General features: G+C 71.4%; 18 protein-coding genes. 11 read left to right on the top strand and 7 right to left on the bottom strand.

Translation table 11 applies throughout. From position 1 onward, the window contains the following. Nucleotides 1-101 precede the first annotated feature (101 nt). From ABD327_RS31550 to uppS, 3 genes are all read right to left on the bottom strand, one after another. On the bottom strand, nucleotides 102-1,544 hold the full coding sequence (locus ABD327_RS31550) for an oxygenase MpaB family protein (RefSeq protein WP_344456041.1): 1,443 nt from the start codon (nucleotides 1,542-1,544) through the stop codon (nucleotides 102-104). Beyond that, nucleotides 1,544-3,028: an RNA-guided endonuclease IscB gene (gene iscB / locus ABD327_RS31545; protein WP_344456038.1), complete on the bottom strand. Its 1,485-nt coding sequence runs from the start codon at nucleotides 3,026-3,028 to the stop codon at nucleotides 1,544-1,546. Before iscB ends, ABD327_RS31550 begins: the two co-directional genes overlap by 1 nt. Before the next feature lie 265 nt (nucleotides 3,029-3,293). Next, entirely contained in the window at nucleotides 3,294-4,004 is a 711-nt protein-coding gene (uppS, locus tag ABD327_RS31540; protein ID WP_344456036.1) for a polyprenyl diphosphate synthase, read from the bottom strand. Nucleotides 4,005-4,360: 356 nt separating this feature from the next. On the opposite strand from uppS, the gene ABD327_RS31535 reads away from it, so the two are divergent. Continuing rightward, nucleotides 4,361-5,983 (top strand): Na+/H+ antiporter, encoded by a 1,623-nt coding sequence (locus ABD327_RS31535; protein ID WP_344456034.1) that lies wholly within the window; start codon nucleotides 4,361-4,363, stop codon nucleotides 5,981-5,983. 47 nt (nucleotides 5,984-6,030) lie between these two features. On the opposite strand, the gene ABD327_RS31530 is transcribed toward ABD327_RS31535, so the two are convergent. Then, nucleotides 6,031-6,534, bottom strand: a complete 504-nt coding sequence (locus tag ABD327_RS31530; RefSeq protein ID WP_344456032.1) for a hypothetical protein — start codon at nucleotides 6,532-6,534, stop codon at nucleotides 6,031-6,033. 28 nt (nucleotides 6,535-6,562) lie between these two features. Here ABD327_RS31530 and kdpF point away from each other — a divergent pair, with 28 nt between their 5' ends. Genes kdpF through ABD327_RS31505 form a run of 6 tightly spaced genes read left to right on the top strand, consistent with a single transcriptional unit; the run spans nucleotide 6,563 to nucleotide 14,860 of the window. Then, nucleotides 6,563-6,955, top strand: a complete 393-nt coding sequence (kdpF, locus tag ABD327_RS37540; protein WP_425547270.1) for a K(+)-transporting ATPase subunit F — start codon at nucleotides 6,563-6,565, stop codon at nucleotides 6,953-6,955. After that, the gene (gene kdpA, locus ABD327_RS31525; RefSeq protein WP_344456030.1) at nucleotides 6,956-8,617 is read left to right on the top strand and encodes a potassium-transporting ATPase subunit KdpA; all 1,662 of its coding nucleotides are present in this window, start codon (nucleotides 6,956-6,958) and stop codon (nucleotides 8,615-8,617) included. Next, nucleotides 8,617-10,752: a potassium-transporting ATPase subunit KdpB gene (gene kdpB / locus ABD327_RS31520; RefSeq protein WP_344456027.1), complete on the top strand. Its 2,136-nt coding sequence runs from the start codon at nucleotides 8,617-8,619 to the stop codon at nucleotides 10,750-10,752. The genes kdpA and kdpB overlap by 1 nt, the downstream gene beginning before the upstream one ends. Continuing rightward, entirely contained in the window at nucleotides 10,749-11,663 is a 915-nt protein-coding gene (locus tag ABD327_RS31515) for a potassium-transporting ATPase subunit C (RefSeq protein ID WP_344456025.1), read from the top strand. The genes kdpB and ABD327_RS31515 overlap by 4 nt, the downstream gene beginning before the upstream one ends. A gap of 14 nt (nucleotides 11,664-11,677) precedes the next feature. After that, nucleotides 11,678-14,182: a DUF4118 domain-containing protein gene (locus ABD327_RS31510; protein WP_344456023.1), complete on the top strand. Its 2,505-nt coding sequence runs from the start codon at nucleotides 11,678-11,680 to the stop codon at nucleotides 14,180-14,182. Then, the gene (locus ABD327_RS31505) at nucleotides 14,183-14,860 is read left to right on the top strand and encodes a response regulator (RefSeq protein ID WP_344456021.1); all 678 of its coding nucleotides are present in this window, start codon (nucleotides 14,183-14,185) and stop codon (nucleotides 14,858-14,860) included. A gap of 4 nt (nucleotides 14,861-14,864) precedes the next feature. Here the strand turns inward: ABD327_RS31505 and ABD327_RS31500 are convergent, their stop codons facing one another. The 3 genes from ABD327_RS31500 to ABD327_RS31490 form a co-directional block, all read right to left on the bottom strand. Continuing rightward, the gene (locus ABD327_RS31500) at nucleotides 14,865-15,539 is read right to left on the bottom strand and encodes a response regulator (protein ID WP_344456019.1); all 675 of its coding nucleotides are present in this window, start codon (nucleotides 15,537-15,539) and stop codon (nucleotides 14,865-14,867) included. Next, nucleotides 15,536-18,034 (bottom strand): DUF4118 domain-containing protein, encoded by a 2,499-nt coding sequence (locus tag ABD327_RS31495; protein ID WP_344456017.1) that lies wholly within the window; start codon nucleotides 18,032-18,034, stop codon nucleotides 15,536-15,538. The genes ABD327_RS31500 and ABD327_RS31495 overlap by 4 nt, the downstream gene beginning before the upstream one ends. A 144-nt stretch (nucleotides 18,035-18,178) precedes the next feature. Beyond that, on the bottom strand, nucleotides 18,179-18,568 hold the full coding sequence (locus ABD327_RS31490) for a nuclear transport factor 2 family protein (RefSeq protein ID WP_344456015.1): 390 nt from the start codon (nucleotides 18,566-18,568) through the stop codon (nucleotides 18,179-18,181). A gap of 346 nt (nucleotides 18,569-18,914) precedes the next feature. On the opposite strand from ABD327_RS31490, the gene ABD327_RS31485 reads away from it, so the two are divergent. The 4 genes from ABD327_RS31485 (at nucleotide 18,915) to ABD327_RS31470 (ending at nucleotide 24,840) form a co-directional block, all read left to right on the top strand. Beyond that, nucleotides 18,915-21,731: an AfsR/SARP family transcriptional regulator gene (locus ABD327_RS31485; RefSeq protein ID WP_344456013.1), complete on the top strand. Its 2,817-nt coding sequence runs from the start codon at nucleotides 18,915-18,917 to the stop codon at nucleotides 21,729-21,731. Nucleotides 21,732-22,092: 361 nt separating this feature from the next. After that, a complete protein-coding gene (locus ABD327_RS31480; protein ID WP_344456011.1) occupies nucleotides 22,093-23,448 on the top strand; it encodes a helix-turn-helix domain-containing protein in 1,356 nt (451 codons plus the stop codon). A 58-nt stretch (nucleotides 23,449-23,506) separates the two neighbouring features. Then, nucleotides 23,507-24,559 (top strand): beta-ketoacyl-ACP synthase III, encoded by a 1,053-nt coding sequence (locus ABD327_RS31475; RefSeq protein ID WP_344456009.1) that lies wholly within the window; start codon nucleotides 23,507-23,509, stop codon nucleotides 24,557-24,559. Nucleotides 24,560-24,606: 47 nt separating this feature from the next. Further along, entirely contained in the window at nucleotides 24,607-24,840 is a 234-nt protein-coding gene (locus tag ABD327_RS31470) for an acyl carrier protein (RefSeq protein WP_344456007.1), read from the top strand. The last annotated feature ends 44 nt before the right edge of the window (nucleotides 24,841-24,884 follow it).

The following is a 24,884-nucleotide window of genomic DNA, read 5'->3' as shown; positions in this document are numbered from 1 at the left end:
GGGGCCGGGTTCAGGTGCGGATGAGGAGGCCGTCGTAGCCGAGACCGCGGCCACCTGTACCCGCGCCGGAGCCGGGTCCAGGGCCGAGTCCAAGGCCGGGTTCAGGTCTGGGTGAGGAGGTTCTCGTAGGCGGCCGAGTGATGGCGGCCCGCCATGAAGGCCAGGAACTCCCGGATGAAAGCGCTGCGAGACAGCTCGGCGGAGCCGCCTGCGGCAGGGTCGTGGTCGAAGGTCGTGCGGAAGAGTGAGCGGTACTCCTCGGGGCTGATGGTCTGGCTGCCGTCGGTGTCGACGGCGTCGAAGAGGACTTCGGCGATCTCGATCAGGGCGCGCCCGGCCAGGGTGGTGGCGGTGGCGTACTCCTGCCCGTCGATACGGCCGTCGCCGTCGGCGTCCATGGCGGTGCGCAACTCCTCCCACCAGGCGGCGTACGCGGTGAAGAGCCGGTCCTCGGCCTGCTCGTCCAGGTCGAGGCGGGAGGCGATCTCCCTGGCCATGGCGGCGAGGTCGGGCCAGTCGAGGTATCCGTCCCCGGTCTGGTCCAGCACCTCGGCGAAGAACCGTTCGGCGGGCCGCCGGGCGGCACCGCCGGGCCAGGAGCGGGCGGGGACGGGGGTGACGAGGCGGAGCAGGGCGCCGACCTTCCCGGCGTGGCCGCGCAGCGACTCCACCACCGGCGAGCCCGACCCCGTCCCGGTGTCGAGGCCCAGGGCGTCCAGGAGTATCTCGGCCCTGGTCCAGGATGACGGCAGCCAGCGGGTCGCGAGCCCGGCCGTCAGATAGGCGCCGTGCATCAGCACCCGCGCGCCCGGCAACGTGCTGAGGTAGGCCTGCCGCCGGTAGGACTCGGGGAGCGACGCGACGGTGATGGCGGTCGCCAGCGGTCCGGCCAGGGCGCGGACCGCCGCCCACGTCGCGGGGTGGTCGCGCAGCAGCGGCGGCGCGGGCACCTCGGCGAACAGCCGGTAGAGCACGGCGTGGACCGCCTCGGTGTTCTCCAGGCCCTCGAGGATCATCTTCTCGTAGTAGGGCCAGAACTCCGCGAGGGTGGCGGGGAGCCGCCCGCCGTCCTCGTCGCCCATGTGGCCGAGGAAGGCCCGGAACTCGGCGTACAACCGCTCCTGCGAGGCCTGGTCGAGGGGTTCCCCGCCCAGCCGGCACATCGCGACGGTGGACTCGAAGAGCGTCGCCACCACCCAGGCCCGCGCCTCGGGGTCCATGGCGTCGTAGGGCCGCCCCCGGGAGTCGATGCCCGAGATCCGGGAGTGCATCCGGTTGAGCCTGGTCGCCTCCTTGTCGCGGACCTCCTCGTCACCGCCGACGATGCGCTGGGTGCTGACCACCGTGTTGCGCAGCCGGCGCCACGGGTGCGCCACGAACGTCGAATGATCGATCAGGGCCGCGCCGATCTGCGGGTGCGCGGCCTCCAGGATGCTGGCGCGGGTCGCCGCGAGCCCCCAGCGCGCCTCGTTGCAGAGCCGGTGCAGAAGGGAGTCCTCGCCGAAGGCGGCGGCTCCCGCCGTGGTGTCCGCTGTCTCGGTCATCAGATCTCCTTCGCGGATACTCCCGGCTTCAGCCGGGAGAGGAAACGAAGCTCCTGCGGAGCAAAGCAGCGGGTAGGCGATTCGCCGCCAGGCGGACCGCCGTCGTATGAACCTCGGCCTTGGGTCAAGGGCGTTGCTCCTTCAGGTTGGCGGGTGTAGGCGTAGCCGTCAGCCCGCTGGAGCAGACAGAAGTACTTGTGCCGGGCGGTGTGGAGACCGCTTGCGGTCCGTACGGCGAAGCTCCCGGAAGAGCGAACGGCGACCCTGCCGGTATGGGTGCCCGCGTTCTTCCCAGATGGCACGACGGCCCGGACCAGGTCGCCGGTGGCGAAGCCGAAGAACTGCTTGACGCGGGGCAGGCGTAGGCGGGGAAAGCCGTGCTTGTCGGCGCGGGTTCGGGCGTAGGTGCCGCGTCCGGTGGCTGTGACGACCAGGACAGTCCGGGGCCAGGCGGTGACCGTGTCGAGGGTGCCGACAGCGAGGGCGTCAAGGGTGTGGGTCTTGGGCAGGGCGCACCGGGTCCGGTTCCACTTGGTGCGCCCGCCGGACGCGGTGCGCGTCGGCATGCGCTGGTCGAGGGCCCGCCACAGGGCCCACCTGGTGGCGTTGACGGCGGCGGCGTCCCGGAGTGGGGCCTTCGCGCGCTTCAGGATGTCGGCGGCCCGCTTCGGAGCGAACTCTTCGACGGGCCGGTCTGACTTGGCTTGGTTGCAGGGGATGCACGCGAGGGTCAGGTTCGAGACCCGGTCGGACCCGCCACGGCTGCGGGGCCGGATGTGGTCGATGTTCAGGGGCACGCCCGTCGTGCCGCAGTAGGAGCAGGCCCGGCCGAACTTCGCGAGGAGGTACTCGCGGGTCTCGGTGCCGTGCAGGGTGCCGTGCTGGTACTCGACTCCTTCCAGTGGGCGGCCGGCACTGATGGCGTGGGTGTCGAACGCCACCCGCTCGACGTGGACGGCTTGGACGGGGGCCCAGCGGGCGAGCCGATCCACCCATGAGGTCGTGGTGTCGACGCGGTGCTGGAGCGACGGCGGCAACCATCCCTTCGGGCGGGCGCGGTTCAGAAAACGCGGGGCACGGTAGCGCAGGTTGCGGGTACGGCGGCCCCGCCGGTAGGCGGAACGCCGCTCCAGTTTCTTGCGGATGGCCGCACCGCGGTGGTCGAGCCGGATGCCGTACCGACCCCGGCGCTCACCATCCCGGGCGGTGAAGACGACGATGCCGGTGTGCTTGCTACCGGGGTCGATACCGATCTCGACACCGTCGGTCTCCGAGGCGGAGGCGGCGCGGTCCTTGAGGCGGATCACGAACGGGGTGTGCCGGGCGACGACCGCGCGGCCGGATGCCAGGAGCTTGCGGGCCCTGGCGGGACTGGTGGGCTGGAGCGGGGTGCCGTGCAGGTCGAGGACGAACACGGCGGGGTCGGCCTCACGGCCGGGCTCCCGGACCTGGTGGTCCGGGGTGACGCCACCGGAAGCAGGCACGCTGCCGGTGATCTCCCCTCGCACATGTCCCACGCCGGGTGCCGTACGGCGTCCGAGCCCCGTTTCGTTCCTGATCCCGGGGTTGTCTACTGACTCGGATTCCAGGGCCAACTCCTGAGGAAGCACAGATGGGTGGGTCTTCTGTCCTGCGTGGAACGTAGCCAACTCGGGTCACCTCCAATAGGTGTTGGCTGGTGCTGGTAATGGCGGGCTCTCAGCCGGTTGGACTGAAAGCCCCCGCCTTCAGGCGGGGGATCCCGTTACGTCAGCTCTTTCCCGTCGGGGTCGGTATCCGGACGGCGCCGAAACGGCGTTCGCGCCCCCGGTAGGAGTCCAGGCACTCCCAGAAGTGGGTGGCCCGGAAGTCGGGCCACAGCACGTGGGGGAAGGTCCATTCGGCGTAGGCCACCTGCCAGAGCATGAAGTTGGAGATGCGGTGCTCTCCCGACGTGCGGATGACCAGATCCACGTCCGGTGTGTCGGGATAGGGCAGGTGATGGGCGAAGCTCTCCTCGGTGACCTGCTCGGCGGGCACCCGGTTGCGGATGAGGGAGCGCGCGGCCCGCACGATGTCGCGGCGCCCGCCGTGATCGAACGCCACGGTCAGCGTCATCCGCCTGTTGTCGCGGGTCAGCGTCGTGAGGTCCGCGATGTCCCGCGCCAGGTCCGGGGGGATCCTGATGTCGGAGTCGCCGAGGAACCGGCACCGGATCCCCCGCGCGTGCAGTGTCAGGGCGTGCTTGCGGATGGTCCGCCGCACCAGTTCCATCAGGAAGTCGACCTCGCCGTCCGGGCGTCGCCAGTTCTCGGTGGAGAAGGCGAACAGACTCAGCCAGGGAATCCCGGCCGCATGCGCGGCCTCGATGACGTCGATCACCGCGGTCTCCGCGGCCTTGTGTCCCGCGGTCCGGGGCAGCGACCGCTGCGCCGCCCACCGGCCGTTCCCGTCCATCACACACGCCACATGGCGAGGCATGCCCGTCATCGTGTCCCAGCCCCCCGTCGCAGATGCCCGAGACCTTCACGCGCCGCCGAAGCGGACTCGCTCACGAGACGCAACCGGACAGCCCGTATCCGTCCGCATTCATGACCGAGCTTTGACGCGATGAGGAAAACATAGCTCACTCAAAGTGAGCATCCGTAGCTTTACGCGAGGGGATACCGGTCAGAGTTATGTCACCGCTCCGCCACCGGATGCGGTCGTCACCCGTGATGCTCGGCGAACTCGGTTCTGGTCTGTGTCGGTTCGTCCGGGATGGCGCATGGTCCGGTGCGCGATCGACCGGTCCGGCGGAGCGACCGGCCGTGGCCCGCTGCCTGGGAGGTGCGCCTTTGCTCGGCCTGGAACTCGTGGTGATCCTGGGCGTGGCGGTGCTGGCGTGCAACCTCGCCGGACGGCGCTTCAGCGTCGCTCCGCCGGTGCTGCTGCTGGTCTGCGGCGTGCTGCTCGGGTTCGTCCCCGCGCTGCGTCAGGTGCGCCTGCCGCCCGACGCGGTGCTGCTGCTGTTCCTGCCGGCGCTGCTGTACTGGGAGAGCCTGACCACGTCCCCGCGGGAGATCCGCAGGGGCCTGCGCAACATCGCCCTGATGGGCACGGTGCTCGTCATCCTCACGGCCGGAGCCGTGGCGGTGGCGGCGCACGCGCTGGGTCTTTCCTGGGGGCCGGCGTGGGTGCTGGGGGCGGCCGTGGCGCCGACCGACGCGACGGCGGTGGGGGTGCTGGCCCGGATGCTGCCGCGCCACGACGTCACCCTGCTGCGCGGCGAGAGCCTGGTCAACGACGGCACCGCGCTGGTCGTCTACGGGCTGGCCGTCGGCATCACCGTCGGTGAGGAACAGCTGAGCGCGATGCACGTCACCTGGTTGTTCCTGCTGGCCTACCTCGGAGGGGCGGCGGCCGGGGCGCTCACCGCCTGGGTCGGGGGGTGGGTGCGCCACCGCCTGAACGACCCGATGTCGGAAAGCGCGATCATGCTTCTGATCCCTTTCACCGCGTTCCTCTTCGCCGAGTCGATCGAGGCCTCCGGTGTGCTGGCCGTCGTGGTGTGCGGGCTCATCATGAGCCAGATCGGCCCGCGCGTGGGGCAGGCCGGTGCGCGCCTGCAGACGGTGGGGTTCTTCTCGCTGTCGGTGTTCCTGCTCAACGGCTCCCTGTTCGTCCTGGTGGGGATGGAGTGGCAGTCGGCCGTGCGCGGTCTGACCAGCCTCGCCCTCGTCCGGGCGTCGGTCGCCGTCGTCGTCGTCTTCGTGGTGCTCCTGGGCGTGCGCTTCGCCTTCCTCTTCGTCTCCGACTTCCTGGTCCGCCTGCTCGGACACCGTCCCCGGCGGCGGGCGCGCCGGGTCGGCGACCGTGCCCGGGTGGTCAGCGGGGTCGCGGGATTCAGGGGCGCGGTCACGCTCGCCGCCGCGCTCGCGGTCCCGTCCGTGCTGGACTCGGGTGCTCCGTTCCCCGGACGCGACGTGATCGTCTTCGTGGCGGCCGGGGTCATCGCGGCGACGCTGGTGGTGCAGGGCCTCCTGCTGCCGGTCGTGGTGCGCTGGGCCCATCTGCCGCCGGACACCTCCGTCACCGCGGAGCTCCGCCTCGCCGAGACCCTCGCCACGGAGGAGGCGCTCGCCGAGATGCCCCGGATCGCCGAAGACATCGGTACCGACCCGGAGGTCCTCAAACGACTTCGCCGCGAATACGAGACCCACCTGGTGATCCTGCGTTCCACCGACTCCGACTCCGACCTCGACACGGACGCCGACGCCGACACGGACGCCGATACGGATCTGGCGGTACGGCGCGCCCAGGACGATGCCGCGTTGCGCCTGGCCATGATCGCCCGCAAACGCGCCGTCGTGCTCCGTCTCCGCGACGAGCGCCGCATCGACGACATCGTGCTGCGCCGGATCCAGGCCGCCCTCGACCTCGAGGAGGTGCGCCTGTCCCGACGCCCGTCGTCCGGATGACATCTCGACGCGGTCGCGAACACCCCCCGGTCACACGCGCTTCACCGTCATGATCCGGGTTCGGCGAAGGCGAGGAAGACGTCGCGGTCGGAGATGCCCCAGGGGGCCCGGTCGATGCCGGGCAGGTGCATGATCGCCATCGAGCGCAGGTACTGCAGGAATTGGTAGGTGTTGGTGTCCGACCAGTCCTCGAGCTGTTCCGGGGCGGTCTGGTACTGGTAGAAGTCGATGGCCCGGAGGATCACGAGCGGGTCGGGGCTTCCCGGCAGCGGGTCGAACGCGTACCCCTCCACCTCGGCGGCGTCGGGGATCTCCTCGTCCTCCTCGTCCCACCAGTCGCACATCTCGAAGTGGAAGAGCCAGATCTCCCGTCCGAGTTCGCTCGCGTTCTCGCCGGTGAGCTTCACCTGCGAGTGCGGTACTCCGCTGCTCCCGTCGGGACTCTGCCTGTCGAAGGAGAACCGCGCGTACTCCGGTTCGCGTTCGCCCCACTCCACGGCCGCGGTGAGCAGCGCGTCGATGTGGGCTCTCTCCACCAGGATCTCGCTCATCTCCGCCTCCTGTTGAAACGCAACGGACATGGCGATCCGACCACTGGCCACTGACAAAACGCATGAGCCGGCGCCGCGGGGCGATCGGGAGCGGCCGCGTATGAGTCCCGTAAAGACGGCCGGGTTCGGCGTATGGAAGGCGTTAAGGAACGGAGAAAAGGCGAAAAACGGGTGTTTTCTTCGATGTGACACCGGTGCCGACATCCGTCGAACCTCGAAATCGAACCTCGAACCGGAGAAGAACAGCAGCCATGGCAGACCTCGTTCTCATAGCGCTGACCATCGCGGTCTTCGCGTTGCTCGGCCTCGTCGTGAAGGCGGTGGGACGCCTGTGAGTCCCGACAACGTCGTCGGCCTGATCCTCGCGATCGGCTTGACCGTGTTCCTGGTAGCGGCCCTACTGCGTCCGGAGAAGTTCTAGATGGGCTCCACCACCGCGGGAGTCGTCTTCATCGTCTCCTTGCTCGTCGCTCTCGCCCTCGTGCACGTCCCCCTGGGCGACTACATGTACCGGGTGCTCGGCTCCACCAAACACAACAAGGTGGAACGTGGCATCTACCGGGTCATCGGCGTCAACCCGGCCTCCGAGCAGAAATGGAGCACCTACGCCAAGAGCGTCCTGGCGTTCTCCCTGGTCTCCTTCCTGCTCCTCTACGGGCTCCAGCGGCTGCAGGACAAGCTGTTCCTGAACCTGGGCTTCGACCCCGTACCCGACCACGTGGCCTGGAACACCGCCGCCAGTTTCGTGGCGAACACCAACTGGCAGGCGTACTCCGGCGAGAACACGATGGGCTACCTGGTCCAGATGGGCGGCCTGGCCGTCCAGAACTTCGTGTCCGCAGCCGTCGGCATCGCCGTCGCCGTCGCGTTCGTCCGCGGGTTCGTGCGCAAGAAGACCGAGGAGCTCGGCAACTTCTGGGTGGACCTCACCCGCGCCACGCTCAAGATCCTGCTGCCGATCGCGGCGGTCGGCGCGGTCGTCCTGGTGGCCGGCGGCGTCGTGCAGAACTTCATCGACCCGCAGACGGTCACCACGGTGACCGGCGGCTCGCAGACCATCACCGGAGGGCCGGTCGCCTCCCAGGAGGTCATCAAGGAGCTGGGCACCAACGGGGGCGGCTTCTACAACGCCAACTCCGCCCACCCGTTCGAGAACGCCACGAACTGGACCAACTGGATCGAGATCTTCCTGATCCTGCTCATCGCCTCCGCGCTGCCCCGCACGTTCGGCCGCATGGTCGGACAGAAGCGGCAGGGATACGCGATCGTCGCGGTCATGGGCGTCCTGGCGCTCCTGTCGATCACTGCCACCACCGCCGCGCAGGTCGCCCACCACGGCACCGTGGCCGAGGCGATCGGCGCCTCGATGGAAGGCGTCGAGCAGCGCTTCGGCGTCGAGAACTCGGCGATGTTCGCCGCCTCCACGACCCTCACCAGCACCGGGGCGGTGAACTCCTTCCACGACTCCTACACGAGTCTGGGCGGCGCCGTGCTGATGCTGAACATGATGGTCGGCGAGGTCGCGCCCGGCGGCGTCGGCTCCGGCCTGTACGGCATGCTGATCCTCGCCGTGATCACGGTGTTCGTCGCCGGCCTCATGGTCGGGCGCACACCCGAGTACCTCGGCAAGAAGATCGGCGCCCGCGAGATCAAGTTCGCCTCGATGTACTTCCTGGTCACCCCGGCGCTGGTGCTGATCGGCACCGCGACCGCGATGGCCTTCGCGGGGCCGCGAGAAGGCATGAACAACCCGGGGGCCCACGGCTTCTCCGAAGTGCTCTACGCCTTCGTCTCCGCGTCGAACAACAACGGGTCGGCGTTCGCGGGGCTCACGGTCAACACCTGGTTCTACGACATCGCGCTCGGCCTGTGCATGCTGCTGGGCCGGTTCCTACCGATCATCCTGGCCCTCGGCCTGGCCGGGTCGCTGGCCCGTCAGATCCCTGTCCCCGTGTCCGCGGGCACGCTTCCGACGCACCGGCCGCAGTTCGTCGGCATGGTCGCCGGCGTCACCCTCATCCTCGTCGCCCTGACTTTCTTCCCGGCGCTCGCCCTCGGGCCGCTGGCAGAAGGGATCCACTGATGTCCACCCCCCTGCAGACACCCCGGCAGGCGCCTGAGCAAGCGCCTCGGCAGGAGTCGGCCAGGGTCTCCAGCGGCCTGCTCGACCCGAGACTGCTGCTGACCTCGCTGCCGCTCGCGGTCCGCAAACTCGATCCGCGTGTCATGTGGCGCAACCCCGTCATGTTCATCGTCGAGGTCGGCGCGGTCTGGGCGACGTTCCTCGCCGTCCGTGAGCACACCGTCTTCGCGATCGCGATCATGGTCTGGCTCTGGCTGACGGTGGTCTTCGCCAACCTGGCCGAGGCCGTCGCCGAAGGCCGCGGAAAGGCCCAGGCCGACACCCTGCGCAAGGCCAAGAAGGACACCACCGCGCGGCGGCTGGTGAACGGCCGGGAGGAGCGGGTCCCGGCGGCCGAACTCCGGCAGGGCGACGTCGTGGTGGTCGAGGCCGGGCAGGTCATCCCCGGTGACGGCGACGTCGTCGAGGGCATCGCCTCGGTGGACGAGTCGGCGATCACCGGCGAGTCCGCGCCCGTCATCCGGGAGTCCGGCGGTGACCGGTCCGCGGTGACCGGCGGCACGAAGGTGCTCTCCGACCGGATCGTCGTGAAGATCACCCAGAAGCCGGGCGAGTCGTTCATCGACAAGATGATCTCCCTGGTCGAGGGCGCCTCCCGGCAGAAGACCCCGAACGAGATCGCCCTCAACATCCTCCTGGCCGCGCTGACGATCATCTTCATGATCGCCACCGCCACCATGCAGCCCTTCGCCATCTGGGGCAAGATGAGCAACCCCGGCGTCCCGGACACGGGGGCGCTGGACGGGAACGGGGTGACCGGCATCGTCCTGGTCTCCCTGCTGGTCTGCCTCATCCCCACCACGATCGGCGCGCTGCTGTCGGCGATCGGCATCGCCGGCATGGACCGGCTCGTGCAGCGCAACGTCCTGGCGATGTCCGGCCGCGCCGTCGAGGCCGCGGGCGACGTCAACACCCTGCTGCTGGACAAGACCGGCACCATCACCCTGGGCGACCGGCAGGCCTCGGAGTTCATCCCCGTCGGCGGCGTCTCCGAAGAGGAGCTGGCCTCCTCCGCGCAGCTCGCCTCCCTCGCCGACGAGACGCCCGAGGGCCGCTCGGTCGTCGTCTACGCCAAGCAGGCCTACGGGCTGCGGGAGCGCGGTCCCGGCGAGCTCTCCCACGCGCAGTGGGTTCCCTTCGCCGCCCAGACCCGCATGTCCGGCGTCGACGTGGACGGGTGGCGGCTCCGCAAGGGCGCGGCGTCCGCGGTGGCCGACTGGGTGCGCGAGCACGGCGGACTCGTCTCTCCCGCTCTCGGCGACGTCGTGGACGGCATCTCCGCCAGCGGAGGCACCCCGCTGGTCGTCGGCGAGGTGAAGGACGGCCGGGCGCGCGTCCTGGGCGTCATCCACCTCAAGGACGTCGTCAAGGCCGGCATGCGCGAGCGGTTCGACCACATGCGCGCCATGGGCATCAAGACGATCATGGTGACGGGCGACAACCCGCTCACCGCCAAGGCCATCGCCGAGGAAGCCGGCGTGGACGACTTCCTGGCCGAGGCCAAGCCCGAGGACAAGCTCGCCTTCATCAAGGCCGAGCAGGACGGCGGGCGCCTCGTCGCGATGACGGGTGACGGCACCAACGACGCCCCCGCCCTGGCCCAGGCCGACGTCGGCGTGGCGATGAACACCGGCACCTCCGCCGCCAAGGAGGCCGGGAACATGGTCGACCTCGACAGCGATCCCACCAAGCTCATCGAGATCGTCGAGATCGGCAAGCAGCTCCTCATCACCCGGGGTGCGCTGACCACGTTCTCGATCGCCAACGACGTCGCCAAGTACTTCGCGATCATCCCCGCGCTGTTCGTCGGCCTCTACCCGGGCCTGGACGCCCTCAACATCATGCGGCTGTCCAGCCCGCAGTCGGCGATCCTCTCCGCGGTGATCTTCAACGCCCTGATCATCATCGCGCTGATCCCGCTGGCGCTGCGCGGCGTGCGCTACCGGCCCGGCTCCGCCTCCCAGCTGCTGAACCGCAACCTCGCCGTCTACGGACTCGGCGGAGTGATCGCCCCCTTCGTCGGCATCAAACTCATCGATCTTCTGATCCAGTTCATCCCGGGGATCTCCTCATGAACAGTCTTCCCGGCTGGCTGCGCCGGCACCTGGCGGCGCTCCGCGCGCTGCTGCTCCTCACCCTCGTCTGCGGCGCCGTCTATCCGCTGGCCATCACCGCCGTCGCCCAGCTCCCCGGCCTGAAGGACAAGGCCGAAGGCTCGTACGCCGAGGTCGACGGTGAAAGGGTCGGCAGCGAGCTGATCGGCCAGCCGTTCCTCGACGCCGACGGCAACCCCCTCAAGCAGTACTTCCAGGTCCGGGACTCCAACGCCGGCGACGGCTGGGACCCGATGTCCACCGCCGCGAGCAACCGCGGCATGGAGGACGTCGTCGACGTCCTCCCCGATCCCGCGCTCGTGCGGGCGGGCAAGGAGGACGAGAACGCGCGCGAGTCGCTGCTCACCACGGTCTGCGCCCGCAGCCTGAAGTTCGGTGAGCTCGACGGAGCGGACGGATCCCGCCCGTACTGCACCGAGAGCGGTGTCGGCGCGGTCCTGTCGGTGATCGGGCCACGTGACGAGACCGGCATGGTCTCGCGTCCCATCAAGGTCGTCAGCGTCAACGAGGCCTGCCCCGCCACCCCGTTCATCGCGGAGTACAAGGGTGTCAAGGTCGAGTGCGCCACCTACGGCGAGGACTACGGCGAAGGCCAGACCGTGCCGATCCGGGGCGATGCTCCGGAGCGGCCGGCCGTCCCCGCCGACGCGGTCACCGCCAGCGGCTCGGGCATCGACCCGCACATCTCCACGGAATGGGCGGAGCTGCAGGCCCCGCGGATCGCCGCGGCCCGCGGCATCCCGGCCGACCGGGTCGAGCGGCTGATCGAGGACAACACCACCGGCCGCGCCCTCGGCTTCATGGGAGAGCCCGCGGTCAACGTCCTCACCCTCAACATCGCGCTCGACAAGACCGCCCCGTTCCAGGGCTGAAGAAGGAGACGACCATGGCCAGGGGACGGCTCCGCATCTACCTGGGGGCCGCCCCCGGCGTGGGCAAGACCTACGCCATGCTCGCCGAGGGACGCCGCCGGGCCGACCGGGGGACCGACGTGGTCGTCGGGTTCGTGGAATGCCACGACCGGCACCGCACCCTCGCGCTCCTGGACGGACTGGAGATCATTCCCCGGCGCACCCTGACCTACCGGGGCGCGGAGTTCACGGAACTGGACGTGGACGCCGTCCTGGCCCGCGCCCCGCAGGTCGTCCTCGTCGACGAGCTCGCGCACACCAACATCCCCGGCAGCGGGGCGAAGAAGCGCTGGCAGGACGTCGAGCGCCTGCTCGACGCGGGCATCGACGTCGTCTCCACGGTGAACGTCCAGCACCTGGAGTCGATGAACGACGTCGTCGAGGAGATCACCGGGGTCCCGCAGCGCGAGACGGTCCCCGACGAGGTGGTGCGCCGCGCCGACCAGGTCGAACTCGTCGACATGTCGCCGGAGGCGCTGCGGCGCCGCATGGCCCACGGCAACGTCTACGCGGCCGAGAAGGTCGACGCCGCCCTGTCCAACTACTTCCGCGTCGGCAACCTGACGGCCCTGCGCGAACTCGCGCTGCTGTGGGTCGCCGGCAAGGTGGACGACCAGCTCGCCCGCTACCGGGACGACCACGGCATCGAGGGAACATGGGAGGCGCGCGAACGCATCGTCATCGCGCTCACCGGCGGGCCCGAGGGCGCGGCCCTCATCCGGCGGGCCACCCGCATCGCCGCCCGCTCCAAAGGCGCGGACCTGCTCGCGGTGCACGTGACGCAGAGCGACGGCCTGTCCGGGTCGAGGCCCGTCCAGCTAGCCCGGCAGCGCGAGATCATCGAGAACCTCGGCGGGAGCTACCACCAGGTCGTCGGCGACGACGTGCCGAGCGCCCTGCTGGAGTTCGCACGGGCCGTCAACGCCACCCAGCTCGTCCTCGGCGTGTCCAGGCGCGGCCGGTTCGCCCAGGTGCTGAGCCCCGGCGTCGGGGTGACCACGACGGCCATGTCCGGTTCGATCGATGTGCACATGGTCACGCACGAACAGGCGCATAAGGGACTCAAACGCCCCGTCCGGGATCCAGGGCCGCCCTCCCGGCGCAGGATCGGCGCCTGGGCGCTGTCCGTCCTGGGCCTGCCGCTGCTCACGCTCCTGCTCTTCCAGGTCAGGACCAGGCTGACGTTGCCGAGCGACATCCTGTTCTACCTGGCGGCGGTGGTCGGCATCGCCCTGGTCGGCGGGCTGTGGCCGGCGATGTTCACCGCCGTCATCGGCTTCCTGCTGCTCAACTACTACTTCACCCCGCCGATCCACCGGATCACCGTCGCCGAGCCGGAGAACCTCATCGCGCTGGTGGTGTTCGTGCTGGTCGGCATCGGCGTGAGCGCCGTCGTGGACCGGGCCGCGAAACGCTCGCGGGAGGCGCTCAGGCTGCACGCGGACTCCGAGGTCCTGTTCGGCCTGGCCGGAAACGTGCTGCGCGGCGAGCACGCCATGGGGAGCCTGCTGGAGCGGCTGCGGGAGACCTTCGGCCTGATCTCGGTGACGCTGCTCGAACGCCCGGACCCCGACTCCGGCTGGCAGATCGTGGCGACCGTCGGCGGCCGCCCCTGCACCGGCCCCGAGGACGGCGACACCGAGATCCCGATCGCCGACGACCTCGCCCTCGCCCTGCGGGGCCGCACCCTCGCGGCATCCGACCGCAGGATCCTGGAGGCGTTCGCGGCCCAGGCCGCGGGCGCGCTGCGCCACCAGCGCCTGGCCGCCGAGGCCGAGAAGACCAGACCGCTGGAGGCGGCCGACCGCATGCGGACCGCGCTCCTCAGCGCCGTCAGCCACGACCTGCGCACCCCTCTGTCCTCCGCCAAGGCCGCCGTCGACAGCCTGCAGAGCTCCGAGATCGACTGGACGGACGAGGACCGCACCGAACTCGTCGACACCGCCGCCCAGTCCCTGGACCGGCTGGACCGGCTCGTCGCCAACCTGCTGGACATGAGCCGGCTGCAGGTCGGGACGCTGGGCATCGCGGCCCAGCCGCTCGCCCCCGACGACGTGGTGCCCCGAGCCCTGGACGAGATCGGGCCGTCCGCGCGGGGCGTCTCCGTCCGGATCCCGCACGACCTGCCGGCCATCGACGCCGATCCCGCGCTGCTGGAGCGCGTGCTCGTCAACGTCATCTCCAACGCCCTGAGGTACGGGCCGCCCGACCGTCCGGTGCTCGTCACCGCCAGCACGCACAAGGACCGCGTCGAGCTGCGCGTCGTCGACCGCGGGCCCGGCATACCCCTCGCCGACCGGGACCGGGTCTTCCTCCCGTTCCAACGGCTCGACGACCGCGACAACCACACCGGTGTCGGGCTGGGCCTCGCCCTGGCGCGCGGCCTGACCGAGGCGATGGGCGGCGAGCTCGTCCCCGAGGAGACGCCCGGCGGCGGCCTCACCATGACCCTTTCACTGCCGATCCATCCGGGGGACTAGATGACCAGGATCCTCGTCGTCGACGACGAACCTCAGCTCCTGCGCGCCCTGCGCATCAATCTCAGAGCCCGTCACTACGACGTCGCCGTGGCCGCCACCGGCACCGCCGCCCTGAGCCAGGCCGGCACCTGGCACCCCGACCTGGTCCTGCTCGACCTGGGCCTGCCCGACCTGGAGGGCGTCGAGGTCATCCACGGGCTGCGCGGCTGGACCCGGGTGCCGATCATCGTGCTGTCCGGGCGGGCCGGCAGCAAGGACAAGGTCGAGGCGCTGGACGCGGGCGCCGACGACTACGTGACCAAGCCGTTCGGCATCGAGGAGCTCATCGCCCGCATCAAGGCCGTCTCCCGGCGTGTCCAGCCCCGCGACGAGGCACTGGTCGTCCAGGTCGGGGAGCACACCGTCGACCTGGGGGCCAGGACGGTGACCAACGCCGCGGGCTCCCAGGTCCGGCTCACCCCGACGGAGTGGGACATGCTGGAGATCCTCGTCCGCAACCCGGGGCGCCTGGTCGGGCAGCGCCAGCTCCTCGCCGAGGTCTGGGGCTCCAACCACGTCCGTGAGACGAACTATCTCCGCCAGTACCTGGCCCAGCTCCGCCGCAAACTGGAGCCGGACCCGGCCCATCCGCGGCATCTCATCACCGAGCCCGGCATGGGGTACCGGTTCCAGCCCTGACGCCCTATCCGTCGAAGCGGTAGCCCATCCCCGGCTCGGTGATGAAGTACCTCGGGCGGGCCGGGTCGGGTTCGAGCTTGCGGCGGAGCTGGGCCAGGTAGACGCGCAGGTAGTTGGTCTCGGTCGCGTAGGACGGCCCCCACACCTCGTGCAGGAGGTGCTGCTGGCTGACCAGGCGTCCCGGATTGCGGACGAGGATCTCCAGCACATGCCATTCCGTCGGGGTGAGCCGGACATCGGCCCCGTTCCTGACCACGCGTTTGGCCGCCAGGTCCACGGTGAAGTCCGCGGTGGCGACGACGGCCTCCTCCTCGGCAGGGGCGGCGCGCCGGAGGGCGGCGCGCATCCTGGCCAGGAGCTCGTCCATGCCGAACGGCTTGGTCACGTAGTCGTCGGCGCCCGCGTCCAGGACCTCGACCTTCTCCCCGGCGGAGTGGCGGGCCGACAGCACGATGATCGGGACCCCGGTCCAGCCGCGCAGCCCGTGGACGACCTCGACGCCCTCCAGGTCGGGCAGGCCCAGGTCGAGGAGGACGAGGTCGGGATTGTGCCGGGCGGCCAGCTCCAGGGCCGTCCGCCCGTCGGGAGCGGTGTCGACCTGGTAGCCGCGGGCCTTGAGGTTGATGCGCAGCGTGCGGATGATCTGCGGCTCGTCGTCCACCACGAGTACCCGGGTCATCTCTCCTCCTCGCTGTGGGCCGCGGGGAGATCGAAGACCATGGTCAGGCCTCCGCCGGGCGTGTCCTCCGCGGTGAGGGTCCCGCCCATGGCCTCGGTGAGACCGCGGGCCACTGCCAGGCCGAGACCGACGCCCGTGCCCCGCGGAGCGTCGCCGAGCCGCTGGAACGGGACGAAGATGTGCTCCTTGCCGGCGTCGGACACACCGGGACCGCGGTCGATGATCCGCAGTTCCAACCGGGTTCCCAGCTCGCTGGCGGTGATCAGGACCGGGGCCCGGCTGTGCCGCAGGGCGTTCTCCACGACATTGGCGACGGCACGCTCCAGGAGGCCGGGATCGGCGTCGGCCCACGGCAGGGTCTCGGGAACCTCCAGTTCGATCCGGTCGGGGGAAAGAGAACGGACGGCCTTCAGCGCCACCTCGTCCAGGCCCACGGGCCTGCGGATCAGCTGGACGGCCCCGGCCTGCAGGCGGGTCATGTCCAGCAGGTTCGCCACCAGGCCGTTGAGCTGGTCCGCCGACTCCTCGACGGTGGCGAGCAGTTCCGCCTCGTCCTCGGGGTCCCAGACGACGTCCTTGGAGCGCAGGCTGCTGATCGAGGCCTTGATCGAGGCCAGGGGGGTGCGCAGGTCGTGGGAGACGGCGGCGAGCAGCGCGAGCCGCACCTTGTCGGCCTCCTCGAGTTCCCGGGTGCGCGAGGCCTCCTGCGAGAGGCGCAGCCGCTCCAGGGCGGCGGCGGCCTGGTAGGCGAAGGCCGAAAGGACCCGCTGGTCGGAGGCGGGCAGAGTCTGGCCGCGCAGCGCGAGCACGAGGTCGTCGTCGACCTTGACCTGCAGATCCGCCTCGTCCGGGGTCGCGCAGGGCACTCCCGCGCAGCCCGCGACCGTCCAGCCGTCCCGGCTCCTCTCCAGCAGGGAGACCCCGACCAGGCCGAACGTCTCCAGGACCCGCTGGAGCAGCGCCGGCAGGGTGGACTCGCCCTTCAGGACACTGGTGGCCAGCAGGCTGAGAGTGGCGGCCTCCGCACGGGACTCGGCGGCGGCCCGCCGGTTGCGCGCGGCGGAGTCCACCACGGCGGAGACGGCGCCCGCCGCCAGGAGCGACAGGAGCAGCGCCAGGGCGTTCTCGCCGCCGGCGATGGACAGGGTGCGGACCGGCGGGGCGAAGAACCAGTTCGCCAGCACGAAGCCCGCGACGGCCGCCGCCATCGCGGGCCACAGCCCGCCGACCAGGGCCGCGGCCACGGCCGCGCACAGGTAGAGCATGAGGTCGGCGGCCAGCGTGAGGTGCTCGCCGAACGCGCCCAGCAGCAGGGTCAGGAGGATCGGACCGGCCAGCGCCACCGCCCAGCCTGCGCCTTGGCGGTGCCGGCTCAGAGCGGGGGCCTTCACGGCGCGCGGCGCCTTCCCCTTCCTCGACTCCTCATGGGTGACCATGTGCACGTCGATGTCCCCGGACAGGTCGGTGACCAGCCGGCCGACGCCGGGCCCGAAGAGGTACTGCCAGTTCGGCCTGCGGCTGGTGCCGATGACGATCTGGGTCGCGTTGATCCCGCGGGCGAACTCCAGCAGCGCGGTCGGGACGTCGTCCCCGGCCACCTGGTGGTAGGTGCCGCCGAGGCTCTCGACCAGGGCGCGCTGCCGGGCGAGGGCCTCGGGGGATCCTCCGCTGAGACCGTCGCCGTGGGCGATGTGCACGGCCGCCAGGTCGCTGCGCCCGCTGCGGGCGGCGATACGGGCCGCGCGGCGGATCAGGGTGCCGCCCTCGGGGCCGCCTGTGAGGGCCACGACGATCCGCTCCCTCGTCTCCCAGGTGCTGTCGATCCCCTCCTGCTCGCGGTAGCGGGCCAGACCCTCGTCCACGCGGTCGGCGACCCAGAGCAGCGCGAGTTCGCGCAGGGCCGTGAGGTTGCCGACGCGGAAGTAGTTGGACAGGGCGGCGTCGACCTTCTCGGCCGCGTAGACGTTGCCGTGGGCCATGCGGCGGCGCAGCGCGGAGGGCGACATGTCGACGAGTTCGAGGTCGTCCGCGGCGCGCACCACCGAATCCGGGACGGTCTCGCGCTGCTCGATCCCGGTGATGCTCCGCACGACGTCGTTGAGCGACTCCAGGTGCTGGACGTTCACCGTGGTCACGACGTTGACGCCCGCCTCGAGCAGCTCCTCGACGTCCTGCCAGCGCTTGGCGTTGCGGCTTCCGGGCACGTTGGTGTGGGCGAGCTCGTCCACCAGGACGACCTCGGGCGCGCGTCTCAGGACGGCGTCCACGTCCATTTCGGTGAAGCGGGCGCCCCGGTACTCCATCTCCCTGCGGGGGACGATCTCGAGATCGCCGATCAGCTCCCGCGTCCTCGGCCGGTCGTGGTGCTCCACGAGCCCGATGACGACGTCCGAACCCCGTTCACGTCGCCGCCGGCCCTCGCTGAGCATCGCGTAGGTCTTGCCGACGCCGGGAGCGGCGCCCAGGTAGATGCGGAGTGTCCCTCTGCTGGTCATAACGGATCAACTCTAAATCCCGGCCGGATCCGTCCTCGAGGCGCACCCGGCCTCTCCGCTTCGCGGACCGTCCGTACGGGGGACGCCTTGGGCTCCCGCCGCGGGCGAGGCGGGCAGGACGCCGTCCCGGAACGGCCACCGGGGTTAGGGGGAGGGCGGGGCGAAGTAGAAGCGGCGGTAGCCGAGGAGGAGGCCGTCATCGGACAGGGTGAAGAAGTCGGCGAAGTCGACCGGGGACGCGGGGGAGCGGCGGGTCAGCCGGCCCATCACCGCCACCGCGTCGCCCTGCGCCACGACCTTGTAGACGTGGTGGCGGGACGGGGGGCCCGCGAGCTGCGCGTGCAGGTCGAGGAGCCGGCGGCGGCCCTGGCCGTGGGGGACGCCCGGACGGTTCACCTGGGCGTCGTCGGCGAAGAGCGAGCCGTAGGCGTCGAGGTCTCCGTCGTCCAGGTAGCGGTAGGAGAGCAGGACGTGGTCGACTCCCGCGGCGGTGGCGGCCGCGCTGGGCAGGGGGTGTCCGGTCGGGCGGCTCATGGGTTCTCCTCACGGAGCTGGCGGGGCGGGGACGGCACGGGCCGTCAGGGCCACTGTCCGCCGAAGGCTTGACCTTTCACTATCCTCCGGCTATCCCGGAGCCGTCTGTCGGCGGTGACACAGCCCCGCGAGGGGATTTGAAACCGCGAGGACACGTGCTTTTAATCTTTCGCCATGGACAGGTTTTGGTTATTTGCCTACATTGATCTTGGAGTAGCGCCTCCGTCTTATTCCTGAATAGCTGGGAGGGCACCCCATGCTCGGAACGTCGGCGAGCGGGACAGGGCCGGAGCGGCTGGCGTTCGGCATTCTCGGCCCCCTTCAGGTGCAGGGTCCGCATGGTCCGGTGCGGATTCCGCCGGGCCGCCAGGAGACCATCTTCGCCGCGCTCCTGCTGGAGGCGAACCGGGTGGTCAGCACCGACTACCTCGTCGACCTGATCTGGGACGAGGACCCTCCGGACACCGCGCGCACCCAGGTGCAGATCTGCGTGTCCCGCCTCCGCAAGATCCTCGCCGAGGCCGGCCTCACTGCGGCCATCGCCACCCGCCCGCCCGGCTACCGGCTGGAGACCGGGGACGAGGAGCTCGACCTCACCGTCTTCAACCGGACGGTCGGCGAGGCGCGGGTGCTGGTGAAGGAGGGACGGACCGCCGAGGCCGCCGAACTGCTCCGCTCGGTCGTCGACCTGTGGCGGGGCCCCTGCCTGAGCGGCGTCGCCAGCGAGGCGCTGCGGACCAAGGCGCTGCGGCTCGACGAGGACCGGCTCGCGGCCATCGAGACCCATCTGGAGCTCGAGCTCGGCCTCGGCCGCCACCACCAGCTCGTCGGGGAGATCGGTCGGCTGGTGCACGAGCACCCGCTGCGGGAGCGGCTGCGCGCCCAGTACATGCTCGCCCTGTACCGCTCGGGCCGGCAGGCCGAGGCGCTGGACGCCTACCGCGCGGGCCGGGACCTGCTCGTGGAGGAGCTCGGGCTGGAGCCGGGCGAGGACCTGCGGCTGCTGGAGACGGCGATCCTCTCCGGAGACCCCGCCCTGCAGCCCGACGCGCGGCCCCGCGAGCCGGTCGCCGAACCGCCGCGGCGGGCGCCGGCCTACCGCGAGGAGAAACCGCACCAGCTCCCCGCCGACACCGCCGACTTCGTCGGCGACCCGGGCCTCACCGGCGCGGTCGCCGACGCGCTCGGCACGGCCGGGCGCGCGGTGCCCGTGGTGATCCTCGTCGGCAGGCCCGGCGTCGGCAAGAGCACGCTGGCCACCCACATCGCGCACCGGCTGGGAGACGAGGCGTTCCCCGACGGCCAGCTCTACTGCGACCTGCGCGGGACGAGCACGGAGCCGGTGGCCGCGAAGGAGGTGCTCGGCCGCTTCCTGCGGGCGCTCGGCATCCCCGGGACGGTGATCCCCGACTCGACCGACGAGCGCGCCGAGATGTACCGGACCCTGCTGGCCACGCAGCGGACGCTGGTGGTGCTGGACGACGCGGCGGGCGAGTCCCAGATCGCGCCGCTGCTGCCGGGGTCCGGCAACTGCGCCATGCTCGTGACGAGCCGGGCGCGGCTCACCGGACTGCCCGGGGCGCGGCGTTTCGAGCTCGACGTCCTGGACGTCGAGCAGTCGATCGACCTGCTGCGCCGCGTGGTCGGCCCAGAACGCACCGACCGCGAGCCGCAGGCCGCCGTCGCGCTCGTCAGGGCGGTGGGCGGGCTGCCGCTGGCGCTGCGGATCGTGGCGTCGCGGCTCGCGGCCCGGCCGCACTGGTCCCTGGCGTCGATGGTGCAGCGTCTCGCCGACGAACGGCACCGGCTGGACGAGCTGGCGCACGGCGAGATGACCGTCCGCGCCAGCCTCTCCCTCACCCACGACGGGCTGCCGGCCCAGCACCGCCGGCTGCTGCGGCTCCTCAGCCTCGCCGACGGCCCGGTGCTGCCCGGCTGGCTGGCGGGCGCGCTGCTGGACGACGACCGGCCGCGCCCCGCCGACCTGCTGGAGGCGCTGGTCGACGTGCAGATGCTCGACGTCGTCGCGGTCGAGCCGACGGGCGAGTTCCGGTACCGCTTCCACGAGATCATCCGGATGTTCGCCCGCGAGCAGCTCGCCGAGCACGACAGCCCGGCGGCGCGGCGGGCCGCCGCGGAGCGGATGACCGGCGGCTGGCTCGCGCTCGCCGAGCAGGCCCACCGGAAGATCTACGGCGGGGACTTCACCGTCCTGCACGGGCGGGCGCCGCGCTGGCGGTTCCCCGACGGGTACGCCGCCGAACTGCTCGCCGATCCGCTGGACTGGATGGACCGGGAGCACGTCAACCTCGTCGCCGCCGTGGACCAGGCCGCGCAGGCCGGGCTCGACGAGGCCTGCTGGGATCTGGCGACCACCATGGTCAGCCTGTTCGAGCCGCGGGGCTACACCGACCTGTGGGAGCGGACGCACCAGAGGGCGCTGGAGGCGGTGCGCCGGGCGGGCAGCGAGCGGGGCACGGCCGCGCTGCTGGCCTCGCTCGGCACGCTTCACCTCAACCGCAGGCAGCCCGCCCTGTCGCGGGCGTACCTCGACGAGGCGCTGGCGCTGTTCGACCGGCTGGACGACCGGCACGGCGCGGCGCTCTGCCTGCGGGACCTCGCTCTGCTGGAGCGGCTGTCAGGGCGGGACGACCGCGCGCTCGAGCTGTACGAGCTGGCGATGCGGGACTTCGACCGGGTCGGCGACATCGTCGGAAGGGCGATCGTCCTGACGCAGAGCGTGCCGATCGTCGACCGGCGGGGGGAGGGCGAGCGGGCTCTCGCCCGGTTGGAGGAGGCGCTGGCGATCTACCGCTCGGTGGGCTACTCGGGCGGTGAGGCCCGCGCGCTGCGCAGGCTCGGGCAGATGCTGCTGCAGCGGGGCGAGGCGGTGGAGGCCGAGGGCAAGCTCGCCGAGGCGCTGGCGCTGGTGCGCGCGGGCGGCGACCTGATCGGCGAGAGCCATCTGCTGGGCAACCTGGGCGAGCTGCACCTCGCCCTGGGGAGGGGGGAGCGCGCCCGGCCGTTCCTGCTCCAGGCGCTGGCCATCAGGGAGCAGATCATGGACGCCGACGGGGCGGCGGCGATCCGCCGTGAACTCGACGGACTTCCGGAGGCGCCCGGCGGACCGGATCCCCTGAGGGCCGCGCTGCCGGAGGGCTGAGCGCGGCGGGGACGAAGGGGAGCGCCCCGGCCGGGAGCGGGGCCGGGGCGCTCGGGGAGTCGCGTGCGTCGGGGAGAGAGGCTCAGTCCCACGGGTCGCTGGAGGCGGGGGCGATCAGCGGGGTGCGGGCGGTGGCGGTGGCGGGGGCGACCATCGGGTCCTCTTTTCTCATCTCCTGACCTGATGCAACCAACGTAAGAAAAATGGGAATCCCCGGATTATCCCTCTCCTTATCCCCGGATTATCACGGGCGGCTCCGCGCGCTATCGGTGGCGATAGGCGGTGTGATGCCCGGTGAATAAGCGACTCCGGAGTATGGGCGGAAGCAAGACCGGAACCCGAGGAGAAGGGTGATCGTCGAATGGCCGTTGACACCGCCGCCGGCGCTGGAGCACTGCATTTCGGCATGATGGTGCGCCGGCACCGGATCCGCATCGGACTGACCCAGCGCGAGCTGGCCGACTTCTCGACCATCAGCGTGCGCGCCATCCGCGACATCGAGCAGGGCAGGGCCAGGCGCCCCCGCACCGACACCGTACGGCTGCTCGCCGACGGGCTGAGGCTCGGCCCGCGGGCCCGCGCGGCGTTCGAGACCGCCGCCAACCGGGGGATGGCCGGCCGGGCGCTGAAGGAGGGCTTCCGGGCGGAGCCCCCCGGCCCGCCCGCGGTGCTCGACCCCATCGTCGGCCGGGAGAGGGAGGCCGCGGTGATCGAGGACGAGCTCGGTTCCGGCGCGGAGCGCCTCATCACGATCGTCGGCCTCGGCGGGGTGGGCAAGACCCGCCTCGCCGTGGAGGTCGCCGGACGGCTGCGCGCCGCCGCTCGGTTCCCGGTGCTCTGGTACACCATGCCCGGCTCGTCGGCGCGGACCGGCGGCGACCTCGCCGGAGGCGACTTCACCGACGTCACCCGCGGCTGCGTCGAGGACGTCTTCGGGTCCGGCGACGGGCAGGGGGTCGGGGCCTTCGCCGAGCTGGCGGGGGACGGGCCCGCGCTGCTGGTCGTCGACGGCCTCGGCAGGCCGGAGCCGCGGCCCGACCGGCTCGCCCGCCTCCTGAGGGAGTGCCCCGACCTGCGGCTGCTGGTCACCGCCGACGAGCCGTGCGGCGTGCGGGGGGAACGGCAGTTCCTGCTGGCCCCGCTGGAGACGACCGGCCCGGACGGCGAACCCGCGGACGCGCCCGCCGTCCGGCTGTTCCACGACCTCGCCGACCGCACGGCCCGGCGCGCCCGCCGGACGCCCGCCGAGACCGCGCTCGCCGCCGAGATCTGCCGGCGGCTCGACGGGGTGCCGCTCGCCCTGCGCGCCGCGGCGTCCTGGCTGCTGATCTACGACCTGGAGACCCTGCTGCGCTGCCTGGCCGCGGGCCCCGCCGAACTGCTCGACCACCTGGCGGGGACTGACGGCGCCTCGGGTCTGCGCGAGGCGCTGGAACGCTGCGTCGGCCGGCTCCCCGCCGCGGACGCGGAACTGCTGTCCGTGCTGTCGGCGGGCGACGGCGGCTTCAGCCTCGACGACGTGGTCGCGCTCACCGGGCGGAGCCTGCCCGCCAGCGGACGCGTCGTGCGCGACCTCCTGCTGCGCGGCCTCGTCCGGACCTCGCAGGAGCCGGGGCGGCCGCCGTTCCAGGTCCTGGAGACGGTGCGCGCGACTGCTGCGCGAGTGCCGGAACAACTGCCGTTCGGCGCGCCGCACCGGGTGTCCCATGGGCTCTGAGAACACCGCGAACCCCCCTACCGCCACCGAACACCGCCAGCACACTGGAGGAAGAACCGTGTCATCAGGTCAGGCCGCGACGGCGGTCATCGCGGGGATAGGCGCCTGCCTTCCCGAGCGGATGGTGAAGAACGAGGAGGTCTCCGCCCGGCTCGGCCTGCCGGACGACTGGATCCGCGACCGCACCGGCATCGAGCAGCGCTACGTCATCGAGCCGACCGGGGCGACGTCCGACCTCGCGGTCGGCGCGGGCCGGCAGGCGCTGGACTCGTGCGGCAACCCCGATGTCGACTTCGTGCTCCTCGCCACGTGCACGCCCGACCAGACGTTCCCCGCCACCGCCCCGGCGGTGGCCGCCCGGCTGGGCCTCAAGGGGGTCGCGGCCTTCGACGTGAACGCCGCGTGCTCCGGCTTCATCTACGCGCTCACCATCGCCTCGTCGATGATCCAGGCCGGGGCGTTCCGCTCCGGCCTGGTGATCGGCGCCGAGGCCGTCACCGCCTCCGTCGACCCGCACGACCAGATCACCGCCCCGGTGTTCGGCGACGGCGCGGGCGCGGTGGTGCTGCGCCGAGGCGGTCCGGGCGAACCCGGAGCGGTGCTGTCCCAGGTCATGGGCAGCGACGGCGACCTCCTCGACATCCTGGTCACCCCCGCGGGCGGCTCACGGCAGCGCGCCGCCGGGGTGCCGACCGACATCCCCGAGAGCTACCTGAGGATGCAGGGCCGGCTGGTCTACAAGTACGCGGTCAAGCACATGACCGCGGCGTCCGAGACCGTGCTGGCGCAGACCGGCTGGAAGCCGGAGGACGTCGACTGGCTCGTCGCCCACCAGGCCAACCGCCGGATCCTCACCGCCACCGCCAGGGCGATCGGCGTCCCCGCCGAGCGCGCCGTCGTCAACGTCGACCGGGTGGCCAACACCTCGGCCGCGTCGATCCCGCTCGCCCTCGTGGACGCGATGGCCGAGGGCCGGCTCTCGCCCGGCGACCGGATCCTCTTCTGCGCCTTCGGCGGAGGCATCACCTGGGCCGCGGCGACCCTCGTCTGGCCCGACCTCCCGCCCGCGGCGGCCCCGGCGCCCCCGGTGCCCGCGGCGTCCGCCGTCTGAGACCCCCGCAAGACCGAGAGAGAAACCCCGAGAAAAGGAGACCCCCCATGAACACCACCCTCGACCGGGTCAACGCGCTGGTCCTCAAGGCCGTGCCGGAGCTGGAGCCCGGCTTCGCCCCGTCCGACTCCTTCGCCGACGTGCTGGACGTCGACTCGCTCTCCGTCGTCGAGATCATGACCAACGTCGAGAAGGAGTTCGGCTTCGACTTCGAGGACGAGGACATCGCACACGTCCAGAACGTCCAGGACATCCTCGACATCCTCCAACGCGAGCAGTGACCCGGACGGCGCGGTGTCGCGGGATCCCCTGACCCCGCGACACC

Origin of the sequence: Actinocorallia aurantiaca, from assembly GCF_039533685.1 — a bacterium.
Taxonomy (GTDB): domain Bacteria; phylum Actinomycetota; class Actinomycetes; order Streptosporangiales; family Streptosporangiaceae; genus Actinocorallia; species Actinocorallia aurantiaca.
This window is presented reverse-complemented; position numbering and strand designations above follow the sequence as displayed.